This is a genomic window from Anabaena sp. TISTR 8404, from assembly GCF_056847745.1.
Window position 1 is genome coordinate 3,017,798 of the sequence record NZ_CP180578.1, and the last position, 25,097, is coordinate 3,042,894.

23 protein-coding genes are annotated in these 25,097 nt (G+C 40.5%); 19 read left to right on the forward strand and 4 right to left on the reverse strand.

Going from position 1 to position 25,097, the window contains the following annotated elements; translation table 11 throughout:
* Positions 1–176: 176 nt before the first annotated feature.
* Positions 177–2,099, reverse strand: a complete 1,923-nt coding sequence (mnmG, locus tag ACMX3D_RS13130) for a tRNA uridine-5-carboxymethylaminomethyl(34) synthesis enzyme MnmG (protein ID WP_482751839.1) — start codon at positions 2,097–2,099, stop codon at positions 177–179.
* 260 nt (positions 2,100–2,359) lie between these two features.
* On the opposite strand from mnmG, the gene ACMX3D_RS13135 reads away from it, so the two are divergent.
* From ACMX3D_RS13135 to ACMX3D_RS13150, 4 genes are all read left to right on the forward strand, one after another.
* On the forward strand, positions 2,360–3,193 hold the full coding sequence (locus ACMX3D_RS13135; RefSeq protein WP_482751840.1) for a D-alanyl-D-alanine carboxypeptidase family protein: 834 nt from the start codon (positions 2,360–2,362) through the stop codon (positions 3,191–3,193).
* A gap of 213 nt (positions 3,194–3,406) precedes the next feature.
* Positions 3,407–7,309: an ATP-binding protein gene (locus ACMX3D_RS13140; protein ID WP_482751841.1), complete on the forward strand. Its 3,903-nt coding sequence runs from the start codon at positions 3,407–3,409 to the stop codon at positions 7,307–7,309.
* 46 nt (positions 7,310–7,355) lie between these two features.
* Positions 7,356–7,937: a TIGR04376 family protein gene (locus ACMX3D_RS13145; protein WP_482751842.1), complete on the forward strand. Its 582-nt coding sequence runs from the start codon at positions 7,356–7,358 to the stop codon at positions 7,935–7,937.
* A gap of 223 nt (positions 7,938–8,160) precedes the next feature.
* Entirely contained in the window at positions 8,161–8,616 is a 456-nt protein-coding gene (locus ACMX3D_RS13150; protein WP_482751843.1) for a DUF4332 domain-containing protein, read from the forward strand.
* A gap of 21 nt (positions 8,617–8,637) precedes the next feature.
* On the opposite strand, the gene ACMX3D_RS13155 is transcribed toward ACMX3D_RS13150, so the two are convergent.
* A complete protein-coding gene (locus ACMX3D_RS13155; protein WP_482751844.1) occupies positions 8,638–9,252 on the reverse strand; it encodes a TetR/AcrR family transcriptional regulator in 615 nt (204 codons plus the stop codon).
* Positions 9,253–9,722: 470 nt separating this feature from the next.
* On the opposite strand from ACMX3D_RS13155, the gene ACMX3D_RS13160 reads away from it, so the two are divergent.
* The 15 genes from ACMX3D_RS13160 to ACMX3D_RS13230 all read left to right on the forward strand — a co-directional run bounded on the left by ACMX3D_RS13160 (position 9,723) and on the right by ACMX3D_RS13230 (position 21,816).
* Positions 9,723–10,103 carry a sulfite exporter TauE/SafE family protein gene (locus ACMX3D_RS13160; protein ID WP_482751845.1) on the forward strand — a complete coding sequence of 127 codons (381 nt, stop codon included), beginning with the start codon at positions 9,723–9,725 and terminating at the stop codon, positions 10,101–10,103.
* Positions 10,104–10,150: 47 nt separating this feature from the next.
* Entirely contained in the window at positions 10,151–10,987 is an 837-nt protein-coding gene (locus tag ACMX3D_RS13165) for a sulfite exporter TauE/SafE family protein (RefSeq protein WP_482751846.1), read from the forward strand.
* Position 10,988: 1 nt separating this feature from the next.
* Positions 10,989–11,387, forward strand: coding sequence for a DUF1634 domain-containing protein (locus tag ACMX3D_RS13170; protein ID WP_482751847.1), 399 nt, complete (start codon positions 10,989–10,991; stop codon positions 11,385–11,387).
* A 197-nt stretch (positions 11,388–11,584) separates the two neighbouring features.
* Positions 11,585–13,225, forward strand: a complete 1,641-nt coding sequence (locus ACMX3D_RS13175) for a M16 family metallopeptidase (RefSeq protein WP_482751848.1) — start codon at positions 11,585–11,587, stop codon at positions 13,223–13,225.
* Positions 13,226–13,443: 218 nt separating this feature from the next.
* Positions 13,444–14,931 carry a M16 family metallopeptidase gene (locus tag ACMX3D_RS13180; RefSeq protein WP_482751849.1) on the forward strand — a complete coding sequence of 496 codons (1,488 nt, stop codon included), beginning with the start codon at positions 13,444–13,446 and terminating at the stop codon, positions 14,929–14,931.
* A gap of 314 nt (positions 14,932–15,245) precedes the next feature.
* Positions 15,246–15,527, forward strand: coding sequence for a hypothetical protein (locus ACMX3D_RS13185; RefSeq protein ID WP_482751850.1), 282 nt, complete (start codon positions 15,246–15,248; stop codon positions 15,525–15,527).
* A 648-nt stretch (positions 15,528–16,175) separates the two neighbouring features.
* Positions 16,176–16,439 (forward strand): hypothetical protein, encoded by a 264-nt coding sequence (locus ACMX3D_RS13190; RefSeq protein WP_482751851.1) that lies wholly within the window; start codon positions 16,176–16,178, stop codon positions 16,437–16,439.
* 109 nt (positions 16,440–16,548) lie between these two features.
* Positions 16,549–16,809, forward strand: a complete 261-nt coding sequence (locus tag ACMX3D_RS13195) for a hypothetical protein (RefSeq protein ID WP_482751852.1) — start codon at positions 16,549–16,551, stop codon at positions 16,807–16,809.
* Positions 16,810–16,921: 112 nt separating this feature from the next.
* Positions 16,922–17,182 carry a hypothetical protein gene (locus ACMX3D_RS13200; RefSeq protein ID WP_482751852.1) on the forward strand — a complete coding sequence of 87 codons (261 nt, stop codon included), beginning with the start codon at positions 16,922–16,924 and terminating at the stop codon, positions 17,180–17,182.
* A gap of 112 nt (positions 17,183–17,294) precedes the next feature.
* The gene (locus ACMX3D_RS13205; RefSeq protein ID WP_482751853.1) at positions 17,295–17,558 is read left to right on the forward strand and encodes a hypothetical protein; all 264 of its coding nucleotides are present in this window, start codon (positions 17,295–17,297) and stop codon (positions 17,556–17,558) included.
* 109 nt (positions 17,559–17,667) lie between these two features.
* Positions 17,668–17,928, forward strand: coding sequence for a hypothetical protein (locus ACMX3D_RS13210; RefSeq protein WP_482751854.1), 261 nt, complete (start codon positions 17,668–17,670; stop codon positions 17,926–17,928).
* A 237-nt stretch (positions 17,929–18,165) separates the two neighbouring features.
* Positions 18,166–18,402 carry a hypothetical protein gene (locus ACMX3D_RS13215; RefSeq protein ID WP_482751855.1) on the forward strand — a complete coding sequence of 79 codons (237 nt, stop codon included), beginning with the start codon at positions 18,166–18,168 and terminating at the stop codon, positions 18,400–18,402.
* A gap of 617 nt (positions 18,403–19,019) precedes the next feature.
* Positions 19,020–20,201, forward strand: a complete 1,182-nt coding sequence (locus ACMX3D_RS13220; protein ID WP_482751856.1) for a phosphotransferase family protein — start codon at positions 19,020–19,022, stop codon at positions 20,199–20,201.
* A 179-nt stretch (positions 20,202–20,380) separates the two neighbouring features.
* Positions 20,381–21,484 carry a T3SS effector HopA1 family protein gene (locus tag ACMX3D_RS13225; protein ID WP_482751857.1) on the forward strand — a complete coding sequence of 368 codons (1,104 nt, stop codon included), beginning with the start codon at positions 20,381–20,383 and terminating at the stop codon, positions 21,482–21,484.
* Positions 21,485–21,594: 110 nt separating this feature from the next.
* Positions 21,595–21,816 (forward strand): HetP family heterocyst commitment protein, encoded by a 222-nt coding sequence (locus ACMX3D_RS13230; RefSeq protein WP_482751858.1) that lies wholly within the window; start codon positions 21,595–21,597, stop codon positions 21,814–21,816.
* Positions 21,817–22,419: 603 nt separating this feature from the next.
* Here the strand turns inward: ACMX3D_RS13230 and ACMX3D_RS13235 are convergent.
* Positions 22,420–23,202, reverse strand: a complete 783-nt coding sequence (locus ACMX3D_RS13235; RefSeq protein WP_482752336.1) for a peptidylprolyl isomerase — start codon at positions 23,200–23,202, stop codon at positions 22,420–22,422.
* Positions 23,203–23,491: 289 nt separating this feature from the next.
* Complete coding sequence (locus tag ACMX3D_RS13240; protein ID WP_482751859.1) at positions 23,492–25,045, reverse strand: beta-barrel domain-containing protein; 1,554 nt, start codon at positions 25,043–25,045, stop codon at positions 23,492–23,494.
* Positions 25,046–25,097 lie beyond the last annotated feature (52 nt).

Genomic DNA, 25,097 nt, shown 5'->3' on the forward strand with positions numbered 1-25,097 from the left:
ATCAGGGTTTTGCAAAAATTATCGAACTGCCAGCCTAAACTTGACGCGTTTATTTTTATGTGGTATTAAATTCAACTGTAGTCTGGAGATGGCTAATGATGCCAGTTATGAATTCGTGTCATCAATCATACCAATCTCCTTCCTTCTACTATACTCACCTTTGTTAAAACTTTAAGTTAAGTTAACGCCGGAAAGTCAGTCTGGTTCTTTGTTTTACGCAATTCCAAAAATATTAACAATGCGTTAATATCCGCAGGATTTACACCTCCAATACGGGCAGCTTGGCCGATAGTCAGTGGTTTTACCTTAGTTAATTTTTCCCGTGCTTCTTTAGAAAGAGTATCAATTTTGGCATAATCTAAATCCGCAGGTAGCTGGCGGTGGGCTTGACGGGCAATTTGTTCAATTTGATTTTGCTGTCTAGCAAGATAGCCAGAATATTTGATGTCAATTTCTGCGCCTTCTTTCTCCGCTTGGGTGAGGCTGGGATTGCTTAAGCCATATCTGTCGAGGTCAACATAATGAAATCCTGGTCGCCGCAGTAAGTCAGCTAAGGTAATCGAACCTTTGATTGCTTGTTGAGTGTCAGATGCGATCGCTTTTCCAACTTGATCATGTTCTTTGATGCGGGTGGCGTATAAGCGTTCTTTTTCCGCAGTAATTTGGGCTTGTTTGTTGGTGAATAATTCCCAACGGCGATCGTCAATTAAGCCAATTTCCCTTCCTAAAGGGGTGAGGCGTTGGTCAGCATTATCAGAACGCAACAGTAAGCGATATTCAGACCTGCTAGTAAGCATCCGGTAAGGTTCCCGCAAGTCTTTCGTGCATAAGTCATCCATCAGCGTACCGATGTAACTTTGCTCACGGGGAAATACAATCATTTCTTGACCGCGAACAAACCTTGCTGCATTAATTCCAGCCACAATTCCTTGGGCTGCGGCTTCTTCGTAGCCTGTTGTGCCGTTAATTTGTCCAGCACAAAATAGACCGGCAATCTTCTTCGTCATCATTGTGGGATAACACTGTGTTGCTGGTAAATAATCATACTCTACCGCATAAGCCGGACGCAGCATTACACAGTTTTCCAAACCAGGAAGACTCCGCAGCATTTGTAATTGCAAATTTTCTGGCAACCCAGTCGAAAAACCTTGAATATATAGTTCGGGAATATCTCGCCCTTCGGGTTCAATAAAGATTTGGTGGCTTTCCTTATCAACAAAGCGCACAATCTTATCTTCAATACTGGGGCAATAACGCGGGCCTTTCGCCTCTACCCAACCACCGTAAACAGGTGATAGATGTAAATTTTCTTGAATTAAGCGGTGGGTTTCGGCAGTGGTACGGGTCATGTAACAAGGCATTTGTTCCCGTTCTACCCACACCTGGGGGTCAAAACTAAACCAGCGAACTTCCGCATCTCCCGGCTGAATTTGCATCTTACTGTAGTCAACCGATCGCTTGTCTACCCGTGCAGGTGTCCCTGTTTTCAGCCTTCCGGTTTCAAACCCCAAGCGATTTAAAGTTTCTGTCAAACCCTCAGCAGCAAATTCTCCGGCGCGTCCCGCCGCCATTGATTTTTTACCAACCCAAATTTTGCCGCCTAAGAAAGTGCCAGTTGTCAAAATTACTGTTTTACATTCAAACGCCACACCGAAATAAGTTTCCACACCAACAACTTCATCGTTAGCGCCCAAAACTAAATCTGTTACCATCCCTTCCCGAATGGTCAAGTTTTCTTGATTTTCAACAATAGCTTTCATCACCGCTGCATATTCACGCTTGTCTGTTTGGGCGCGTAATGCCCACACCGCAGGCCCCCGTGAAGAATTAAGGATGCGCTTTTGCAAATATGTGCGGTCTGCCATTTTGCCAATTTCCCCACCGAGGGCATCTACCTCATGAGTTAACTGAGATTTAGCCGGGCCACCGACGGCGGGGTTACAAGGTTGCCAAGCGATTTTATCTAAATTCAGTGTTAATAGCAGAGTTCGACAACCAAGACGGGCAGCGGCCAGGGCGGCTTCGCAACCGGAGTGACCTGCACCGACGACAATTACATCATAAGCGTCTTGGAATTCAACACAATTGTGCATGGTCATACTTATACAACAGCAAGCTAAGAGTCAATGATATTTTAGCTGATCCAGTGCTTTCAAGGATGCGCCTTGTTAATAAAAAAGCTATCAAAAGAACTAGTCATCTGGTAGTAGTGAAATTTTAAAATTTAGTAATTATAATTATTAATTAAGTTGCAGCAAAGCAATTTAGTTAGTTGTGGTTTGCATATCTCAAAATTCTTTATTTTGTAGCAGATGTGCAGATAATTTTCATTTAATATTTTTACAAAATTAAGCAATCAATGAAACGTTTAATTAAAAAAGCAAAATTTATCTTTACTGCTATTTTTATTTGTTTGGCATTGGTTGCTAGTAATAGTATCCAACACTATCAAGCAGTTAATCATCCTCCAGCAATAAATCAATGCTTAGTTCCAGGGGTGTCTGGCTGTACAGCTAATGCCCAAATAACAAGACCTGTTGCTAATGAACCTTTAAGTGAGCAAGAGCGTTTTGTTGCGTCAATTATGCAGAAGTTAAAAGTAATGCCCGAACCAGGAACTTTTGAATATACCTTATTACGTTCCTATGGCGCTGCATTTATCAACCCAGCAGATGATGTGAAATTGCCGCCAAAATTGCTTTTCACTAACGAAGAAGATACTAAAGAATTCCAGTCACAACTAACATTAGAAAAAGTTGTTGGCACAAATGACTGTTATTTACAAAAATCAGCAGCCGAGGCTTTAAATAAAGCCAGAACCCAGTACAATATTCCCCTAAAATCAGGATATGGTGCTAGTGATTGTACTCGCAGTTTCGCTACGAATTTAAGATTTTGGCATAAATATGCGAATAATAAAACTTTAGAAAAAGTCAAAGAAGGTAAGGAAACAGCAATTCTTGGTTTAGTTGCACCGCCAGGAACATCACAACATCTTTGGGGATTAGCAATTGATTTAGGTGTATCTAACCCAAAGCAAAGACAGATACTGAATCAAAATGGTTGGTTTCAAACCGTAGTTAAAGATGTACCGCACTGGACTTATCTTGGTGTACCAGCAGAAGATTTGCCAAAGTTAGGGTTTAAAAATCAAGTTATACAGGGAATTACTTATTGGGTAACACCTCTGTAAGGCATTAAAGTCAGCTGTTGCAAATTTATTTTATAAATTTAATAACTAACAGGTAAGTAGAAGAGCAAAGAAGAGGTATTAAGAATTTTTTACTAAATCCAAAATATGCCATTGTAAAGTGGAACAGCTGAGTAGTTCGGAGTAAGGAGCTAGAATTCAGGAGTTAACAATTATCTCTGCTCCTTTGAAATTTCCGACTAAAGGAGTGAGTAGGTGACGGAACTAATCAGTTCAGAAATGCGGGACAGTTTATTTGCTGGTGATGGAGAGATGTGTAAGTTGATGCGATCGCATGATTGGTCGCAAACACCACTTGGCCCTGTAGAGCAATGGCCGCAAAGCTTACGCACCACCGTTAGTATTTTGTTAAATTCTCGTTACCCCATGTTTACATTTTGGGGGCCGCAACTAGTAAAGCTTTATAACGATGCTTATCGCCCTGTCTTAGGCTCAACAAAACATCCAGCAGCATTAGGTCGGTCTGCACCTGAAATTTGGCCAGAGATTTGGGATGAAATCGGGCCATTGGTGAATCAGGTAGTGACGAAAGGTGAACCCACTTGGTCAGATAATTTTCAGTTATTCATGCACCGCAGTGGCTATTTAGAAGAAACTTACTTTACTTTCTCTTATAGCCCCATTCGGGATGAAACAGGCGGTATCGGTGGCTTGTTTTGTGCTTGTACAGAAACCACACAACAAGTTTTAGGCGATCGCCGCCTCCGCACCTTGCGTGATTTGGCGGCACAAGCAGGTAAAGCCAAAAAAGTGGAGGCAGCTTGTGAGATTGCAGTTAAAACTTTGGCTAATAATGCAGCCGATATTCCTTTTGCCCTGCTTTACTTACTTGATGCTGAGGGCAAGCAAGCTGAACTGGTAGGCACTACAGGCTTAGAACCAAACACTCCCGCCAGTCCGAGTTTAATTGATTTAACAGAATTCACCGAATTACCTTGGCCTTTGGCAGAAGTAGTACATACTGCTCATGTCAAGCAAGTTACAAATGTCATTGAGCGATTTGGCGAACTTCAGGTAGGGCTTTGGGAAGAATCGCCCCACACAGCGTTAGTTTTACCTGTAGCATCGCCAGGACAAGAGCGCCCGACAGCATTACTGGTGGCAGGTATTAGTTCTCGGCGTGCCTTGGATGATGATTATCAAGGGTTTTTGGAATTGGTAGCGGGACAAGTAGCATCAACGATCGCCGATGCCCGTGCATATCAAACCGAACGCCAACGGGCTGAAGCTTTAGCAGAAATTGATCGCGCTAAAACAGTGTTTTTTAGCAATGTCTCCCATGAGTTCCGCACTCCCCTTACCCTGATGCTGGCTCCTTTAGAGGATGCTTTAGCTGACACCACCAACCTTTTACCACCCACACAACGCGATCGCCTAGAAATTATCCAGCGCAATGGCTTACGTTTGCTGAAGTTGGTTAATACACTGCTTGATTTCTCGCGGATTGAAGCCGGACGAATGCAGGCGGTATATCAGCCAACAGATTTAGCCTCCTTCACAGCCGAGCTTGCCAGTAATTTTCGTTCCCTCATCGAACGGGCTGGAATGTCACTGGTAGTAGAATGTCCGCCCCTAAGTGAACCGATTTATGTTGATCGGGAAATGTGGGAAAAAATTGTGCTGAATCTGTTGTCGAATGCCTTTAAGTTTACCTTGAGTGGCACGATTAGCATTTGTTTACAAAGTTTTGGCGATCGCATTGAACTAGTTGTTAAAGATACAGGAATTGGTATCCCTACAGAAGAAATACCTTATTTATTTGAACGCTTTCACCGCGTTAAAAATGCTCAAGTCCGCAGTTTTGAAGGTTCGGGCATTGGCTTATCCTTGGTACTGGAGTTAGTCAAACTACATGGTGGAAACATCCATGTAACGAGTGAGTTAGGACAAGGCAGTTGTTTTACAGTCACGATTCCCACAGGATTTGCTCATCTACCGAGCGATCGCATTGGTGCATCACGCACACTCACATCAACAGCAATGGGAGCCATGCCCTATGTGGAAGAAGCTTTGCGGTGGTTACCAGAAGAAGGGAACAGGGAACAGGGAACAGGGAACAGCGACAAATCAGACCTGTCACCTATCACCTGTCACCCTTCGGGTTCCCCAGTCCCCCTACCCTTACGGGAAGACGTTTTGCGTCTACGTGACGGAAACCGCCAAGACGGGGGGTGGTCTCACCTATCACCTTTGTCTGCCAGAATTCTTGTAGTTGATGACAATGCTGATATGCGGGAATACGTCAAGCGATTACTCCAGCAACGTTATCAAGTAGAAGTGGCAGAAGATGGCATAGCAGCACTAACTACGATTCAGCAATGGCATCCCGATTTAGTGTTGACAGATGTGATGATGCCTCGCTTAGATGGCTTTGGGCTATTGCGAGAACTGCGGACAGATCCTCAAACGCAACAACTGCCAATTATCCTGCTTTCTGCTCGTGCTGGTGAAGAAGCACGAATTGAAGGGTTAGAAACTGGAGCCGATGATTACCTGACTAAGCCCTTCTCTACCCGTGAACTGCTGGCACGAGTGGAAGCTACTTTAAAGATGGCGCAGATTCGCAAAGAAGCGGCGGTACGAGAACAAGAACTGCGTCTGGCAACTGAAAAAGCACAACAGGAGGCTGAAGCAATAGCCGCACGCCTATCTCACATTTTAGAAAGTATGAGTGATGCCTTTATGGCGTTAGATCAAGACTGGCGAATTGTTTACCAAAATGCCGCCGCCGAACAAATTAATCATGGCAAACCCCGCACTCAGGTACTGGGAAAAACTCATTGGGAAGAATGGCCAGCTTCGGCTAACAGTGAATTAGAATACCAATACCGTTATGCAATGGCACAGCAGATTCCTGTTCATTTTGAGTATCATTACTACGCTCCGCCTAACTTTGATGTGTGGGTAGAAATTCATGCCTATCCTTCAAAACAAGGGCTAGGAATTTTTTATCGTGATATTAGCGATCGCAAACGTGCCGAGGCAGAACTGAAAAGATATCATGAACAGTTAGAAATTCGCGTAGCAGAACGTACATCAGAGTTAAGTAAAATCAACGCTCATTTACAAGAAAGTGAATCAACTCTGCGTAGCTTCTTTAACAGTGGCTTAATGATGATGGGTATTGTTGAGCTACATAATAACGACATTCTGCACATTTCGGATAATCAAGCCAGCGCTGAATTTTTTGGCACAACTCCTGAAGCAATGCAGAATAAGTTTGCCAGCGATTTAGGAGTATCGCAACAGAGAATTGACCAATGGATTAGTTATTATCGTCAAGCACAGCAAATTCAAGCTCCCGTAAAATTTGAATATTTGGCTGAAACTGCCACAAGTCGAAAGTGTCTTTCGGTAAGTGTTTGTCCAATTGCAGTTAGTTCCTCTGGATATTCCAGATTTTCTTATGTTATTGAAGATATTAGTAATCGCAAACAAGCCCAAGAACAAATCGAAGCATCCTTACGAGAAAAAGAAGTATTACTGAAAGAAATTCACCATCGCGTCAAGAATAATCTCAGTATTGTCAGCAGTTTATTGCAAATGCAACACCGACGCATCCAAGATCAGCAAGCGATCGCTATTTTGCGTGATAGTCAAAACCGTATTGCTTCTATTGCCTTGGTGCATGAAAAACTTTACCGTTCCCAAGATTTGGCAAACATCGATTTTTCGCAATATATTCTAGATTTAACAACACATTTATTTGACTCTTATAATGTCAGTTCCAGCCAGATAAAATTGAATCTGCAAATTCAAGATGTCAGGCTGGATATTGAAAGTGCTGTACCTTACGGGTTAATTATTAATGAACTAGTTTCTAATGCTTTAAAATACGCTTTTCCGGCTCAAATTCCAGGAGAAATACTAGTAAAATTATCTCAAGATGAGCAACATTTAATACTGATTATTCGAGATAATGGAGTAGGGCTACCTCAAGACTTTGATCATCAAACAAAAAAAACATTAGGTATAACTCTTGTACAAGGTTTAGTTAAACAGTTAAGGGGAACAATAGAAATTAACTCCCAGCAGGGAACGGAATTTAAAATCACACTGGTCAACTCATCCCAGAAGGCTGATTCTCGTCCGCGTTGATAATTATTACAATAAAATAGTCACACCCAACTTTGGAGTTCTGGCAGTGGGCTTATTTGATGATTTGAGTCGATTTTTAGAAAATCGTTTAGAAGAATTCTTGCGTAATAATCCGCATTTGGAGTTAGAGGCGCTGTTAGACCAACTACGTCAGCAAGAAGAGGATACTTTAAAGCTGATAGCAGATTTACAAGTACAAGAAAAGCGATCGCAAGATGAAATTCTCTCCACCGCTCAAGAAATTCAGCGTTGGCACATCCGGGTACAGAAAGCCAAAGATGCTGGTAGACAAGATTTAACCGCCGCCGCCCAAGAACGCGAAGCAGCCTTACTGCGAGAAGGAAACCAAAAATGGGGACACATGCAAGGTTTGAAAGAACGCCTCAACCAATCTCAAGAACTATTGCGAAAAATCCAGGTACGGCGACAGGAAGTTCAAGCTAAAGCCGCCCAAGCACAGACAGCCCGCGCTCAAGCTCAAGCCCAGCAACAACGCATCGAAACTAATGGCTGGTGGAATTCATCTGCGAGTGCTTCTAAAAGTTTTGATGACTTAGAAGAAAAGTTTCGCCGTTGGGAAACAGAGGACGAGTTAGAAGAAATGAAGCGGAATTTGGGAAGAAAATGAGTATGATTCACCCGCTTTGAACTCAAGTTCAAGGCTAATAGCTCAAGTCTACTTTAGTAGACTAAAAATTTTGGAAAATTTAGTCATCTTCAGATGACTTTTGCTATAAGCAAGGAACTTGAGTTCCTTGCGGGACTTAAGATTTACTAAATTTTGAATTCTGGCTCCTGAATTCTTTGTTGGAGTCACAATATTTATAGAAGCCTATATTTTTTTCGCAAAAATGTCTGCTAAACGCACGGAAACTAAAAGTCGAAGTCCCATTCAATTGGGCGACTGGCCGATTGAACAACTACCAGGATTGAGTCAAGAAGAACAAACTCAACTACAAGTTCATGGCATTAAAACTACGCGAAGCCTGTTTAACCAAGGAAAAACTTTGGAAGCTAGGGTAGGGTTAGCTAGTAAATTACAAGTTCATCTTCAGTATGTAAATAAATGGGTAGCTTTGGCTGATTTAGCTCGAATTCCGAGTGTAGGCACACAATATTGTGGCTTATTGCTTCATGTCGGTATCGGTTCTGTAGCGCAATTAGCCGAGACTCCTAGCTACAGATTGCGCCAACAAATCATGCGTTTGCAAGTAGCAACTTTGCAACGCCGAGATTTGTGTCCATCAATTGAGTTAGTACAGCAATGGAGTCAACAAGCTAGGACAGTGCTGAGTGCTGAGTGCTGAGTAATAAATTACCTTTCTGTTTTACTCTTTTGCTAATACTCCATTGAGGAAAATATCAGCGAGTCCTTCGGCCATGTGCTGCATTTCTTGGGGAGAAGCATCAGGTTCCATGAGAGTGTTGTTAGAAAAACCTGCGATCGCAAACATTCCGAGGAACACTTTAGCAACAAGTTTGGCATCAGTTTGGCGATAGATACCTTTATCCATTGCCGTTTGAAAGAAGGCTTCAGCTACATCTGTCATTTTATTAATAACTTCTAATTGAATGCGATCGCGTAAATCAGGGTGAAACTGCACCTCCATAAAACACACCCGCATCAAATCAGCATTTTTCTGGAAATTCCACATCCGGCGACGCATCACCTGAGCAACAGCTTTATAGCTGCCCATTTCACTCAATTCCGTCAGCAAATCTGTTAAGATTTCTACCCAGCCACTGGTGGCCACCTCCACCAAAATTGCTTTTTTATTCGGAAAATGACGAAATAGCGTACCCTCAGCAACTCCGGCTGCTTGCGCTAAGTCGCGGGTAGTAGTGCCATCAAATCCTTGGGAGGCAAACAATCGTCTCGCCGCTTGTAAAATGCGGGTACGTGTTTGTGCTTCTGAGGGTGGGGGAGAATTAAAAACTCGCATAACAGTTCCTGTGTGATCTCCAGAACACGACTGGTAGCATTATTGTCTAACGTCGAGTACAAAAAGCTCAGAAAGCTTAATACAAGATTAACGCCCTGCTGAGTTAGTTGCATGTTTCTCAGGTAGAGGAATTTGGCTAAGTTAAGTATGCCAGGAGGCAAAATTGGCAATCAAGAAATTCCATCAGAGTTATCAGATAGTTCACAAATCAAAGCCGAATCTCATATAGCAAGCCTAATACCTAGTTTCTCAAATCAGCCAAGTAATTGCTGCTCACGAATGATTTAGAACTGCTATAGATGCAAATCATCATATTTTTTCATCTAAAAATTAGCAAAGCAACTTAACTATTTGTTAAAAAAATTGACATATTTTCTTCATGAGAATGACAAGCTGCTATTAAAAAAAATCTCTATTGTTGTTGATATCAGATGTTCTAACTAACGGTAATAAATTCAGGATTTTGAGATATGGATAACATTTTGCTCTGTCTAGGCTTAGGTTTGGTAGCAGGAATAGTCAGCGGTATGACAGGAATTGGAGGCGGAATAATTATTCTACCAGCCTTAATTTTTCTATTGGGATTTTCCCAACATCAAGCTCAAGGTACGACACTAGCTTTACTTGTTCCTCCTATTGATATTCTCGCAGCATGGACTTACTACAAGCAAGGATATGTAGACTTGAAGATAGCAGGATTGCTCTGCTTAGGTTTTGTATTAGGTGGTTGGCTCGGTGCCAAAATAGGAACGGGATTATCTAATGTGATATTAACGAGAATATTTGGAGTTTTGCTGCTTATTAGTGCTATCAGAGTAATGTTGACAAACATGAGCGATTCAGCACTTTAATTTAGTACCGCAAAACTAGCAATTTAAGTAATATAAAATTCACGAACGTGAACATTTTAGAATTTTCTCTATTAGTTTGGCTTGGTTCCTTAACCGCAGGTTTTCTGGGTTCACTCACAGGGTTAGGAGGTGGAGTAGTAATCGTACCTTTGCTAACTTTAGCGTTTGGGGTTGATATTCGATATGCTATTGGCGCTTCATTAGTATCTGTGATTGCTACATCTAGCGGGGCTGCATCTGCATATGTTAAAGAAGGTTACACTAATCTGCGGTTGGGGATGTTCTTGGAAGTAGCGACAACAGGCGGCGCGATAGTTGGGGCAATTGTGGCGGGGGTAGTTTCTACCAGAGCGATCGCAATTGTCTTCGGTATTGTTCTACTGTACAGTGCATACCTATCGCGTCAACCTCGTGTTGAACACCTCGACAGTGAACCGCCAGATCCTCTGGCTACTTCTCTCAAACTGAACGGTAGTTACCCAACTCCAGATGGAGAAAATTTTTACAATGTTCGTGCTGTACCAGTTGGATTTGGACTGATGTTTGTTGCTGGGGTACTTTCAGGATTACTTGGTATTGGTTCAGGAGCAGTGAAAGTACTAGCAATGGATCAAGCTATGCGTATTCCATTTAAAGTATCTACCACCACCAGCAATTTTATGATTGGGGTAACGGCAGCAGCTAGTGCTGGGATGTATCTGAAACGAGGCTATATTGATCCAGGACTAGCAATGCCAGTCATGTTAGGGGTACTGTTTGGTGCTTTGTTAGGAGCAAGAGTACTGGTAAGCGCTAGGATTGGGCTGTTGCGAAATATCTTCAGTCTCGTTATTTTGGCGTTGGGAATTGAGATGATCTACAAAGGTTTAACAGGAGGGATTTAAAATGTCTCAACTCCGGCGCAGATGGAGCGACCATCAAGTTGAGCAGTTTGTTGGCAACCTTTTAAGATTTGGCGTGCTTTGTGCTACCACCGTAGTTTTAGTAGGTGGTGTTTTGTACTTGATTCGCTATGGTAATAGTCCTGCTAATTACCAGTTTTTTCGGGGAGAACCCGCCGATTTCCGCTCTTTAGAAGGAGTAGGAACAGCAGTTTTATCAGGTCGTCGTCGTGGCATCATTCAATTTGGCTTACTACTATTAATTGCTACACCGATCGCAAGAGTATTAATTTCTCTGTTAGTCTTTGTAAGGCAAAGAGACTTTATTTATATAACTGTGACTTTGATTGTACTAACTGGATTAATTTATAGCCTTTCTGGAGCCAACTTGTCACTTGAGTAATACAAGTGTTTGATTTTTTGTAAGAATTCAGGAGTCAGTCGTCAGAATTCAGTATAAATTCTGTACGGGTTTAAAACCCCCGCGAAATCGAAGATTTAGCGGTCTGTCATTAGTGGTGGGTCTGAATACCTCACTAATTGATTCTGGATTCTTCTTCAAATCCTGAATTTTATCTTTAGGGGAATTGATTTTTGCTTATGAATCAGTTTAGTAGCCGACAAGCAGTTTTCCATAGAACAAATCAAGTGTCTGCAAAACTTTTGCGGTTGTTTATTACACTTTTTGCTATCACAATTTTAGTTTCGGGTTCGCTACCAGAAGTTGCGGTAGCGCAAACTCAAACTGCGTCGCCTCCCTCAAGAACAGTACAACCTAGCAAAGCACCCGTCCCATCTGATAACAGTTCGATTCAGCCTTATTTGGATCGGGTAGTTAAGCAATTGACTCAGTTTCAGCTGGACAATGGGATGAAATTCATTGTCTTAGAACGTCATCAAGCACCTGTAGTTTCTTTTTTGACTTATGCTGATGTGGGTGGTGTGGATGAGCCAGACGGAAAAACAGGCGTAGCACACTTTTTGGAACATTTAGCTTTTAAAGGTACGCAACGTATTGGGACAACAGATTATAAAGCTGAAAAACCTTTACTAGAACGCTTAGAACAGTTAGATAGCCAAATTAGAACTGCCAAAGCTGATGGTAAAAAAAATGAGGTAGGGCGGTTGCAAGCTGAATTTAAGCAAGTGGAAGCACAAGCCGCCAAACTAGTTAAGCAAAACGAGATGGGGCAAATTGTCGAACAAGCGGGAGGGGTAGGTTTAAATGCCAATACTTCTACAGAAGCCACCCGTTATTTTTATAGTTTTCCATCTAATAAATTAGAACTTTGGATGTCGTTGGAGTCAGAGCGATTTCTAGAGCCTGTACTCAGCCGAGAGTTTTACAAAGAAAAAGATGTCATTTTGGAAGAACGGCGTTTACGGGTGGAGAACTCGCCTATTGGCCAAATGGTGGAGAAATTTATCGATACAGCTTACAAAGTCCATCCATACAGAAGGCCAGTTATTGGTTATGACCAAGATATCCGTAATCTGACACCAGAAGATGTGGAGAAGTTTTTTAACACTTACTATGCACCCAATAATATTGCGATCGCAGTTGTTGGAGATGTCAACCCCAATGAAGTTAAACGACTAGCGCAAATTTATTTTGGGCGCTTTCCCGCCAAACCTAAACCACAATCAAAAATTCCTGTCGAACCCAAGCAAACACAAACACGAGAAGTATCCTTAGAACTACCTTCTCAACCTTGGTATTTAGAAGGTTATCACCGTCCCGCAATCACTCATCCAGATAATGCTGTTTATGAAATCATCAGCAGACTGTTGAGTGAGGGACGTACATCCCGACTTTATCGATCTTTGGTAGAAAAACAGCGTTTGGCGCTTACTGCTCAAGGTTTTAGTGGATTTCCCGGAGATAAATATCCCAATCTCATGCTATTTTATGCGCTAACGGCTCCTGGCCATAGTGTTGATGAATTGGCAACAGGTTTACGCCAAGAAATTGACAACTTAAAAACTCAACCAGTCACAACAGTTGAGTTACAGCGCGTGAAAACCCAAGCTAGAGCAGATTTATTACGCAGCCTTGATTCTAATTCAGGAATGGCACAGCTGTTGTTGGAATATGAAGTCAAAACCGGCTCTTGGCAAAACTTGTTTAAGCAGTTAGATCAAATTGCGGCGGTGAATCCTGCTGACATTCAGCGAGTAGCAAAGGCAACGTTTACGCCAGAAAATCGCACCATTGGCAAGCTGTTGTCAAAACAAGGTTGAACATTGAAGCAAAATTCAGAAGCCAGATTTCAGTAGTCAGAATCGATGAGTAAGTGATTTAGATTATTCCGTCAGAGATAGCCGTAGTCACTTACGCTAGGACAGTGTTGATTACTTAAAGCCTTGATTTTACTGACTTTATACTCAGCACTCAGCACTTTGCTATGAATTCTGAATTCTGTTTTGATAAATCGCACAGACAAGATATGAAGAAAAATATGCCAAGATCCAAAAAAAATCACAAGAGTCAGCGGCTTTTGATAGCTTTAATGCTGGCTTTTGCCTTTTTACTTTTGACTTTTGACTTTTCTCTAGCAGCGACAGCAGCCAAGCATTACACTGATTTACAACTACCAGCCCTACCTGCGGTCAAGTTACCCAAGTATGAGCGGTTTGTTTTACGCAACGGCATGGTTGTGTATTTAATGGAAGATCATGAACTGCCGTTAGTCAGTGGTACAGCCTTGGTGCGTACAGGTAGCCGTTGGGAACCAGCCCAAAAAGTTGGGTTGGCTGGTTTGACAGGTACAGTTATGCGGACTGGTGGAACTAAAAAGCATTCACCAGATGAACTCAATGAACTGTTAGAACAGCGGGCTGCATCTGTAGAAACTAGCATTGGTGAAGGTTCAGGTAGCGCCAGCTTTGAAGCATTGAGTGAAGATGTGGAAACAGTATTTGGACTGTTTACAGAAGTGTTGCGCGAACCAGTGTTTGCTCAAGAAAAGCTGGATTTAGCTAAAACCCAGGTTAATGGCGCAATTGCACGGCGTAATGATAATCCTAATGAGATTGCCAGTCGAGAATTTCGCAAATTGATTTATGGCAAAGATAGTCCTTATGCGCGAACGGTGGAATATACAACGTTAGAGCAGATTAACCGTGACGATTTGGTACAGTTCTACCAGCGATATTTTCACCCCAATAATATAATTTTGGGGGTGGTAGGGGATTTTGACTCCAAAAAAATGCGATCGCTTATTCAAGCTAAATTAAGTAATTGGCAACGCAACCCTCAAATCACTAAACCTCAGTTACCAGAAGTGCAAACAGCCAATGACGGTGGAGTATTTTTTGTTAATCAGCCACAGTTAACTCAAAGTAGTGTACTAATTGGGCATTTAGGTGGCAGGTTTGACAGTCCAGACTATGCGGCACTAGATGTATTGAATGGAGTGTTAAATGGGTTTGGCGGTCGCTTATTTAATGAAGTGCGATCGCGTCAAGGTTTAGCTTACTCTGTATATGGTTACTGGAGTCCCCGCTTTGATTACCCTGGAATTTTCTTAGCTGGTGGACAAACCCGTTCCGATGCTACCGTGCAGTTCGTCAAATCCTTACAGACAGAAATTAAGCGCATCCAAGCTCAACCAGTTAACGCTAAAGAACTAGCCTTCGCTAAAGAATCTACCCTCAACTCTTTTGTTTTCAACTTTCAAGACCCCAGCCAAACCTTATCGCGGTTAATGCGATATGAATATTACGGCTACCCCTCAGACTTTTTGTTTCGCTATCAAAAAGCCGTCGCCGCCACCACAGCAGCAGATGTGCAACGGGTAGCCAAGCAATACCTCAAACCAGAAAATTTGGTAACCCTGGTTGTAGGCAATCAAGCTACCATTCAACCGCCATTGACAGGTTTAGCCAAACAAGTAACACCCATAGACGTAACAATTCCTGGTTCGCCATCACAAGCGAAAAATTAATTGTGTAGAAATGTAGCCACAAGTGGGTTTTATACCTAGATATAAATAGAGGCATGATATCTCGTGCCTCTATTTTTTTAGTTTTATTTTTAGGTTTTATGTCAACAATTCAATTTGTATTTTCAACATTGACATGACAACAATATTTTCGCTTTTATAGACGAAACTCCTTGAATTGTGTCTAAAAAATCAGGTAAAAAATATTGAATTTAAAAAATGTACCTACAAAATATAAGAGAGAGATATTATGTGTGCAGCTTTATTCTATTTAAAGCTGTATTCACTAACTTCACTGTATTTTCGGAGGCAAATCAATGGCAAGAATAACAATCTCAGACCTTTATCTTAGTAGTGACGAGCAGCAGATTACTGAACTAACTGCTTGGGAAGCTAGAACTGTAGCAGCAGGCGCAAGTACAATCACAATCGACACCAGTGATTTGTTAAAGCTGCAACAAAATATCAATGGCATTCTTCGGAGTGTGTCGGATCAGCTACAGCAAACATTTTACGGACAGCAGCAACAACAACAACAACCTAATAACCGTTATGCTGGTCGGCGACCAGCATACGACGATTATTACGATTATTATTAATTCTGTACGATATGTTGTTGCTCAGAAAGTTAGTAGCCAAAACAAAAGAGTCATGAGAAACTGATCATTCTATCTCTTGACTCCTTCGATTTCTGTGGATTTATCTTGCTGCTCATGAATATCAATGCATTAGCAAGCAAGTTTTTTAACTAAATTATTTTATTGATAATCGTACTTTCTAAGTTCAAACACTATAAGAAGGTACGATTTTTTATGTAAATCATTAGCAGGAGAATTTATAGAAATTCTTGTTTTCATGAGGTATTTAAGCAGCTAATAAAATTGTACAAAAATTCTAATACACATACATTTATCGTAAGGGCGCACATCTGTCTGTGCGCCCTTACTAAATTATTTATATGGTTATTCAAGTAAATAGTATTACTCATGCACTAATCTCTATAAACTTCAAGATGTTTACTTTGCCAACCTTAATTATTGATATTACTACCAGTTCAAAAAAAATGATCAAGCAAAATCTAAAATTTCAAAAAGACGTAAGACATTTATTTAAGTCTTTCTAAAGGCGTTTATAGGGTTGATTTTTACAGTTTGGGTAAATAAAAATTGCATTAACAGTAAAGCGAAACACAGCTTAACTGCTTGCAAAAAGCACTTGATGACAAGCAATTGAATTAGGAGTAAATCATGGCAAATATCACTCTTTCAGAATTAAAAGCTGCTGGTTCTCAATTGTTCCAAGATTCTGAAAGCTTCTTAAATGACTTGAGCGATGTTGATGCGATCGCTGCAAATGGTGCTAATGGTTCTTACTATGGCGGTCACGTTAGCGACTTTTACGGATTCAACAAGTTGATTGAAAGCTTTGTTGATGTTTATGCTCTTCAGCATATCTATGGCATCGCTAAGTCTTTCAGCAAGTCTCACTCCAACAGCTACGGTGGCTACTAATAGCTTTGTAGTTCATTAATCAGCTATATTTCGCTGAATAATTATGCGAAATATAGCTTAACTCCCCACAGAAATTATCAATTCTAAGCAAGTCTTTGAGGATAAAATCATGGCAAATATCACTCTTTCAGAATTAAAAGCTGCTGGTTCTCAATTGTTCCAAGATTCTGAAAGCTTCTTAAATGACCTGAGCGATGTTGATGCGATCGCTGCAAATGGTGCTGATGGTTCTTACTATGGCGGTCACGTTAGCGACTTTTACGGATTCAACAAGTTGATTGAAAGCTTTGTTGATGTTTATGCTCTTCAGCATATCTATGGCATTGCTAAATCCTTCAGCAAATCTCACTCTTCCAACTACTACGGCTAATTATAGCTTTGTAGTTTATTAGTCAGCTATCTTTCGCATAATTATTCAGCGAAAGATAGCTTAAGTTCCCAAACAAATTATCAATTCTAAGCAAGTCTTTGAGGATAAAATCATGGCAAATATCACTCTTTCAGAATTAAAAGCTGCTGGTTCTCAATTGTTCCAAGATTCTGAAAGCTTCTTAAATGACCTGAGCGATGTTGATGCGATCGCTGCAAATGGTGCTGATGGTTCTTACTATGGCGGTCACGTTAGCGACTTTTACGGATTCAACAAGTTGATTGAAAGCTTTGTTGATGTTTATGCTCTTCAGCATATCTATGGCATTGCTAAATCCTTCAGCAAATCTCACTCTTCCAACTACTACGGCTAATTATAGCTTTGTAGTTTATTAGTCAGCTATCTTTCGCATAATTATTCAGCGAAAGATAGCTTAAGTTCCCAAACAAATTATCAATTCTAAGCAAGTCTTTGAGGATAAAATCATGGCAAATATCACTCTTTCAGAATTAAAAGCTGCTGGTTCTCAATTGTTCCAAGATTCTGAAAGCTTCTTAAATGACCTGAGCGATGTTGATGCGATCACTGTTCATGGTGCTGATGGTTCTTACTATGGTGGTCACGCCAGCGACTTTTCTGGATTCAACAAGTTGATTGAAGGCTTTGTTGGTGCTTATGCTATCCAGCATATCTATGGCATCGCTAAGTCTTTCAGCAAGTCTCACTCCAGCACCTACGGTGGCTACTAATAGCTTTGTAGTTCATTAATCAGCTATCTTTCGCTGAATAATTATGCGAAAGATAGCTTAATTCCCCAAACAAATTATCAATTCTAAGCAAGTCTTTGAGGATAAAATCATGGCAAATATTACTCTTGCTGAATTAAAAGCTGCTGGTTCTCAGTTGTTCCAAGATTCCGAAAGCTTTCTCAATGACTTGAGCGATGTTGATGCGATCGCTGTTCATGGTGCTGATGGTTCTTACTATGGCAGCCACGTCAGCGGATTGTCCGGATTCAACAAGTTGATTGAAAGCTTTGTTGATGTTTATGCTATTCAACATATCTATAGCATAGCTAAGTCTTTCAGCAAGTCTCACTCCAACAGCTACCTCGGCTAATAATAGCTTTATAGTTCACTAATAAATACCAATTCTCTGTAGAGACGCACTGTATCAGCCTGCATTTAACACTATCAGGCATAGTTATAAAGTATGTAGGCTGTATTTCTCTAGTTTGAGGCTGAGATAAAATGCAGCATCACAGAGAATTGGTATGAGTCAGCACATTAACAATGAAGCTGTATTTTGCTTCATTACCTGCAAAAACCTGAGTATAACCACTTTGAGGAAGAAATTATGGCTAATATCACTTTTTTGGAACTAAATGTTGCTGGCTCTCAATTATTTCATGATTCTGAAAGCTTTCTCAATGACTTGAGCGATGTTGATGCGATCGCTGTTTATGGTGCTGAAGGCAGTTACGCCAGCGACTTTTACGGATTTAGTAAGTTGATTGAAAGCTTCGTTAGGATCTATGCTATTCAGTATATCTACAGCATAGCTAAAAATTTCAGTAATAATAACTACTACTAACTGTGTAGTTTCTTACTAAGATAGCTCTCTTGGGTTTGATAGAAAAAGCATCTTCAGGGTTCAAACAATCACAGAGAGCCAATCATATCAGACTCCTATTTAATTTTTGAAACAACTATTTATACATCTACCTCACTTGTTCCTTATTAACAGCCTCCCACCTTTACACGTAATTTCAGCACTATCAATTGCTCTCATCTGCATAAGATGAATATTCTTTCTGCTGTATTCACCAGCGTTAAACTTACTCTGACTTCACCTAACTAATTTGTAGTTAATTATTGAACCTGATGGCAATAATCGATGAATTGATCAGGTTCAATTTAACAACAGCTTCATGATTTTCTGGGAATAATGAAATGGCAAAAATTATAATTGCTGATCTAAGTTCTAGCAACTTAGAAATCTACCTGACCAAAGTGAATGGTAAGAACACAGAAGTCAAAATGCAGAATGATTAATAAATCAAGCCCTTCCTAGACAGAGATTTTAATAATTTAGAAGTATTAGTTATCCAACTCTGATCAATGCTGACTTCTGTATTCTGTATTCTTACCTTTTATCATTACCTGATTAACCAACCAAAAATTCAACTAACTTGAGAAAATTCTAACACTATGCCATTTTTATTAAGCTCTCAAAATGTTCTCGACTACTTGCTATCTTTTGGACTTTGTACTCAGGAAGAACAGTCATCAAGCAAGATTGAGCTAAAGCCAGCTAAAAACTTTAACTTGTTAGTTAGTTTACCTGATGGTAGGCAACTTCTAGTTAAGCAAGAGCCTCTTAATCGAGAAGGAAAGGCTGCTGGTGAATTTTTTGAAGAATGGAGAGTTCACCAGTTTTTCCAACAATTTCCCGATATCAATCATATTCGCTTGTTTTGTTCAGAAGCAGTGCATTTTGATGCCGATAATTCCATAATTGTTTTTAATTATCTCAGTAACTATCGGGATTTGGCAGATTTTTACATGAGAGAGAATGTCTTTCCCACTGAGATTGCAACGATACTGGGAACTACTTTGGCATCAATTCATCGCGCCACCACTCAACATCCAGACTATCAGGAATTCTTCCAAAACATCGACGAGCAGGTATCCATTCCCAAAAATCCCAACCTCAATTTAGGGTTAGATAGAATTACCCCAGAAATTTTTGGTATGGTTCCTAGCGATGGATTAAAATTCTTTGCCCTTTATCAACGTTACGATAGTTTGGGACAGGCGATCGCAGATTTGCGGCGTTCTTACACTCGCTATTGTCTAACTCATAATGACCTGAAACTGAACAATATCCTTTTATCTTTAAGTTGGCAAGAAGCGATCGCAAATGACTCTTTCTCAGGTGAAAGTATTGTTCGCTTGATTGACTGGGAACGTGGTACTTGGGGAGATCCGGCTCATGATTTAGGAATGCTCATCGCCAGTTATCTGCAATTCTGGCTATATAGTATGACTACTAGTAAATCGATGGCAATTGAAGAGTCATTGCGTCTTGCTACAACACCGTTAGAACTACTTCAGCCTTCGATTGCAGCACTGATGTCAACTTATTTAGCTCATTTTCCAGAAATCTTAGAGAATCATCCAGATTTCTTGCAGCGAGTTGTGCAATTTTGCGGTTTAGCGTTAATTACAGCTATTCAAGCCGGACTCCAGCATGAAAAAACTTTTGGTAATGTCGGAATTTGTATGCTCCAAGTCGCCAAGAGTTTGCTGTGTAATCCACAAGCATCTATAAAAACAATTTTTGGGGTGGAAGCTTTAGAACTTTTACCAACAAACTTATCTCGCAATTAAAAGTTAATTCTTTCCCTTATACCCATTTCTATCCAGGGTTTGACTGTTTCTTTACCTCATGTGATATGCCGAAAAAATGCAAAATTGTAAATTTTGAATTTTGCATTTTTTACTTTTCTTCCTTGCACACATCATACTCTCTACATTTGTCTTCACTTGATTTTTACAGGTCAGTTTTTATGCAAATATTAGATTCCCTCGTAACTCAACTTTCAGAGATTCCTGAGTCGTTGCATACATCACTACAAGACATTATTTCTAAAATTGAAATTAAGTCTGCTTATTGTATTCAGCACCCAGATTACAAACCTTTGGAATTGCCAGAATCAGCGGTTTCTCGCTTTCAACAATTACCTGCGGCTCTGCAAAAGAAATTCTTAAGTCTGCAATTGCGAGGTTTTCTCTATGGCATCTATTACAATGGCTCTTTGAAAAATTCTCTCGCAGCCAATACAGAGACAAATAATGTCGTTTTAAATCAAAATTTAGAAAATAATACTTTGCTGGGTGTAGATGTGGCTTTTTACGATCGCCTGCATGAAAGCAATAAAGGCGAAGGCTATTGGAATTACAATTGGCAGGTAGTAAAAGAAGACATAGATGACACTTTGGCAGTACAAAAGGATGGTTTAACTCTGCACATTGAGCGGAGTCGTCATCTATTACCACAAAACCAACACGCAACTGTGGGTAAGTACGTTGCAGTTAAAATGCCTAAAAATTTGGTACAAAACGGGTTTTACATGGCGGTTGCCAATGCCGGAACTGCGACAAATCGTGAAAAATTAGTGCGTGTTTACTTTAATGTCACTCCAGAAGGTGCAGTTGCAGTTATGGACACCTTGACTACTCAACTCAACTTTCTAGAGATTCCCTTCTCATTTAAAGCACTATACAATCCTTCTGAATACGAACGTTACGATTCAGCAGTGTTTTACTTTGACAAAAAGGATTATGAGACGGTTCACCCAGTATTAGAAAGGGTGTATGCAGAATGTCAATCTTATTTTCAGCCAGAAGTTCCTTTATTTACTAAGTTTATGGCACCGGGGTTAGCGATCGCAGAAGAACCTAACCGCAGATTTGCGGAACAAGAAAGTTTTGGTACTCATCGTTGTCAAATTATTGCTAATGGCTTGCTTGATGCTTGGGAGCAAGGAAATAATACGCCAGCAGATCGGATGGCTGCAATTCTCCAACAATTTTCCCTATCTGAAGTGGAATTACAACGTCCTTACTTAAATGCTAAGTCCCAGGATATCTATGTGCCTTTATCTTTATAGTGATGCCTAGATGAATGAAGTAAATGTTTGCACTAATCGCTTACTCTTGGACAAAGCTGAATTATCTTCATCAGTAAACAGGCTAGATTTCATACACAAGAGATAGAACGATGAATAAAGAAGTATCGCAGTACACTCTCCATTCTGAAGAATTTTTCCAAATCATTAAAGCTATCCTCTTGGGTAAGTATGCTTGGGCTTGTATTTTATTCCTGCGTTTTCTTGGCTATAATCCTACAGAATACATACCTGAGCAAACTTATTCGCAAGTAATGAAAGATAACTATCTACCGGGTATGTCAAGCTTCAAAAAATTTGACCGCCATAACTAAAATTTAACAGCATTCACCGCCTTCCACACCCCTTTTATCCACCCTTAATCAGGGGAAAGGGGGTTTTTTCTCGGCTTTTTTCCAAAGAATTTTTATCACACTCGATAGTCCTCTTCTGTCAGTCTGGGAAAATAAAAATAAGTGTAGGTTGGGCGGAAAGAAGTGAAACCCAACAATGCCAAGACTTTTGAATGTTGGGTTTCGTTCTTCAACCCAACCTACGCCGAAATTGATAAAAGTCTTAAAAAATAGGGGCTTTAGATTTTTTTCTAGAAAGAGTGATTAAAGAGGGATAGATAGTAAATAAATTGTTTTTCGGTATATTACTCAATGTAATGTGAGTTTGACCAGAGCAGTTTTGACCTCTCCCCTAACCCCTCTCCTACGAGGAGAGGGGAGTAAAAACCGTATTTTGTTGTTGCTCGTCCTTCGCCAGGAGAGGGAGATAGGGAGGGAGAGGATCATAGAACTCGCGTTAAATGTAGAGATGCTGCAATGCAACATCTCTACAAGGTTTTTTGTAGGTAAATGAGGTGTATATACTCCTATTCACCATCTTTCTTGAGTTTTAAAAATCGGTTTCTAGCTGTTCACCAAATATAATCAAGCAGGTTTGAGTAAATCTTGCGATGATGGAGAATTAGAAGTATTTGGTAGCTTTGTTACTATTTCTAAATTAGCAACTTGTTGTTGTAACCAAGTTGTAAAAAATTCTCCCATAATTTGCAGACGTAACTGCTCATCCAATTGCGGTTTAATGATTTCTTCAACAGCAATTATATGTACTCCTTTTGGGGTCACAATTGGTTTAAGAATTTGTGGTGGAGTGGCAGCAAACACGGCTGCGGCAATCTCTGGTCTAAAGTCTGCACGGCGACGGATGCCTTGATAACCTCCAGCACGGCGAATTTCAGGATTTTCGATGTATTGGCGGGCAACTTCTTGAAAACTAATTTCGCCTTCTTGCAGAGCATAAAATAGCTCTAAAGCCAAGTCTTCATCGTCTAAGACAACTTCATAAGTTGCTGCTCCATAATATTCAAATTGACGAGCATAAAAATAGGGTTCGACTTTCTCAGCAAATAAATGATTTGCTAATTTAGCAGATAAGATGTTTGCTTTCGCTATTTCTTCAAAATCATCTAGAGAAAGAAGATGTTTTTCTAACCAAGCCCAAGTATCTTCTGCTCTCAAGAGATTGTTGGCAAAACGCATACTATCTGCGGCTTGTTGTAGTTCTTCTACTTCCACTGTAATACCGACTTTTTCGACTGTCTCGGCAATAATTTTTTGAGTGGCGATCGCATCTAATATACTAGGTACTTGACAAGACAGTTTTATGTAATAAATAATGTCTTCGACATTAATATTTAAAAGCTTGGGCATCATCAATTTCCTCCACTAATTCTGATTAGTGTTTTACAGGCTGCATCGAAGTTAACTGCATATCTATATATGTTTACTAGAGAGGAGTTTTCTTATCTCTATCTAGTGGAAGTTTCGGCTAATAATAAAGTTTTTTTTCTTAGACAAAAGGCTTTTGTTAACAGTTTAAGAAATTAAATATTTTAGACTAATAACTAATAAAAATGTGAAATTAGGACAGGCTGTAAAAGCCTGCCCTATTCACAATCAAGATACATGATTTTATTTCAAAAGTAAGTAGAAATAATAATTACAGATCTAGCCCGCCTTTTTGCAATTTCTTGAATGGATCTAAGATAAAGTCGATTACGCGACGCTGACGAATAATTACCTCTGCATTCGCGGTTTGACCTGGTGTCAAGACAATTCGTTTGTCACCAGCTTGGATATAAGGTTGATCTAAGACAATATCCAATTCATAGGTTTCGATAGTGGCTTGTCCTTGTTGGCCGTTGGTCTGTACTTTCGAGCTAGGTGAAATCCAATTGACGCGCCCTTGGATGACTCCATAATCTTGGAAGGGATAAGCATCAAATTTGACTTTGACGGGCATACCGACTTTCAAGAAGCCACTTTCTTGGCTAGGCATTTGGGCTTTCAAAATTAAAGCACTATTCTTAGGTGCAATTTGAGCAACTATTTGTCCGGCTTCGACTACAGGGCCTGGTTTCTGCACAGGTAATTCAAAGATTGTGCCATCTATTGGCGATCGCACTACTCGCTGCTGTAGTTGCAGTTTGAAGGAGGTAATTTGGCTCTTGGTTTGGGCAATTTCTGATTGCAGACTAGTAATCTGGTTCTGCATATCTTTGAGTTGTTCCTGGCTTTTCAGCAGTGCTAGTCTCCCTGCTTGCACCACGCCTTGATAGCTGCTTTGCTGCTCATCTAAACGTAGTTTTGCTTGCTGAATATCTGCCCAGGCTTGATTCATGATGGAATGATAACGGCTGAGTTCCTCCTTTAAACTTAATTCTGATTGAGTGACATCGGCGTTGGCTTGTTCTTGCAAGCGTTGGCTTTCTTCGGCAGTCTTTTCTAGTTCCACTACTTTAACTTGCGCGATCGCACCTTGATCTAAAAGTTGCCGATAGCGGTCAACTTCTGCTAAATCTCGATTGAAACGACTGTAAGCTAATTTTTGGTCAATCAGTGTGGAACGAATTTTCTGCCTAGCCTGCTCTACTAAAGCAAGTTTTTCGAGTTTTTGCAGGTTATAACTACTGACTTTGGCATCAAAATTTTGCTGTGCTTGGTTAACTTGGGCAACTTTTTCTAATGCTTGGGCTTGGTTTTGCTGTTCTTGAATGTTAATCGCCAGCATTAATTGGTTTTTCAGTAGTTCCAACTGCGATAGCCGACTGACTAACCCTTCTAGCTTCGTTTGTGTTTGTTGCAAGTCTGTTTGCAACACATCAGAGTCTAGCTGCATTAAAACCTGCCCCGCTTTCACCGTCGCGCCTTCTTGGACGTTGACGGCTGTGACTGCACCCGTCACCGGAACGCCCAATTTTTGCGTTGCACCTTTAGGTTCTAAACGCCCTCTGGCGGAGCCTGTCTCGTCTACTTTGGTGAGCATTGTCCAAGGTATAACAATACCTGCAAAGGCGACTAGCAAGTACAGCATTGAACGTGTCCAGAGCTTGGGTAAGGCATCTAGAAGTTCTTCTGTACCGTAATACCAATCGTTAATCTCGGTTGCCTGTATTGGCTGATCGACAACTACATCAGAGTCATCAAACTGGCGAAGTTCATCCTGCTTTGGTTGAGTCAGTAAGGATGCAGAATTGGGATAAGAATTTGGCATAGGTAATTCAACAGTTTACTGTTGAGCGTTAACTGTTCATGTGCAAATTTCC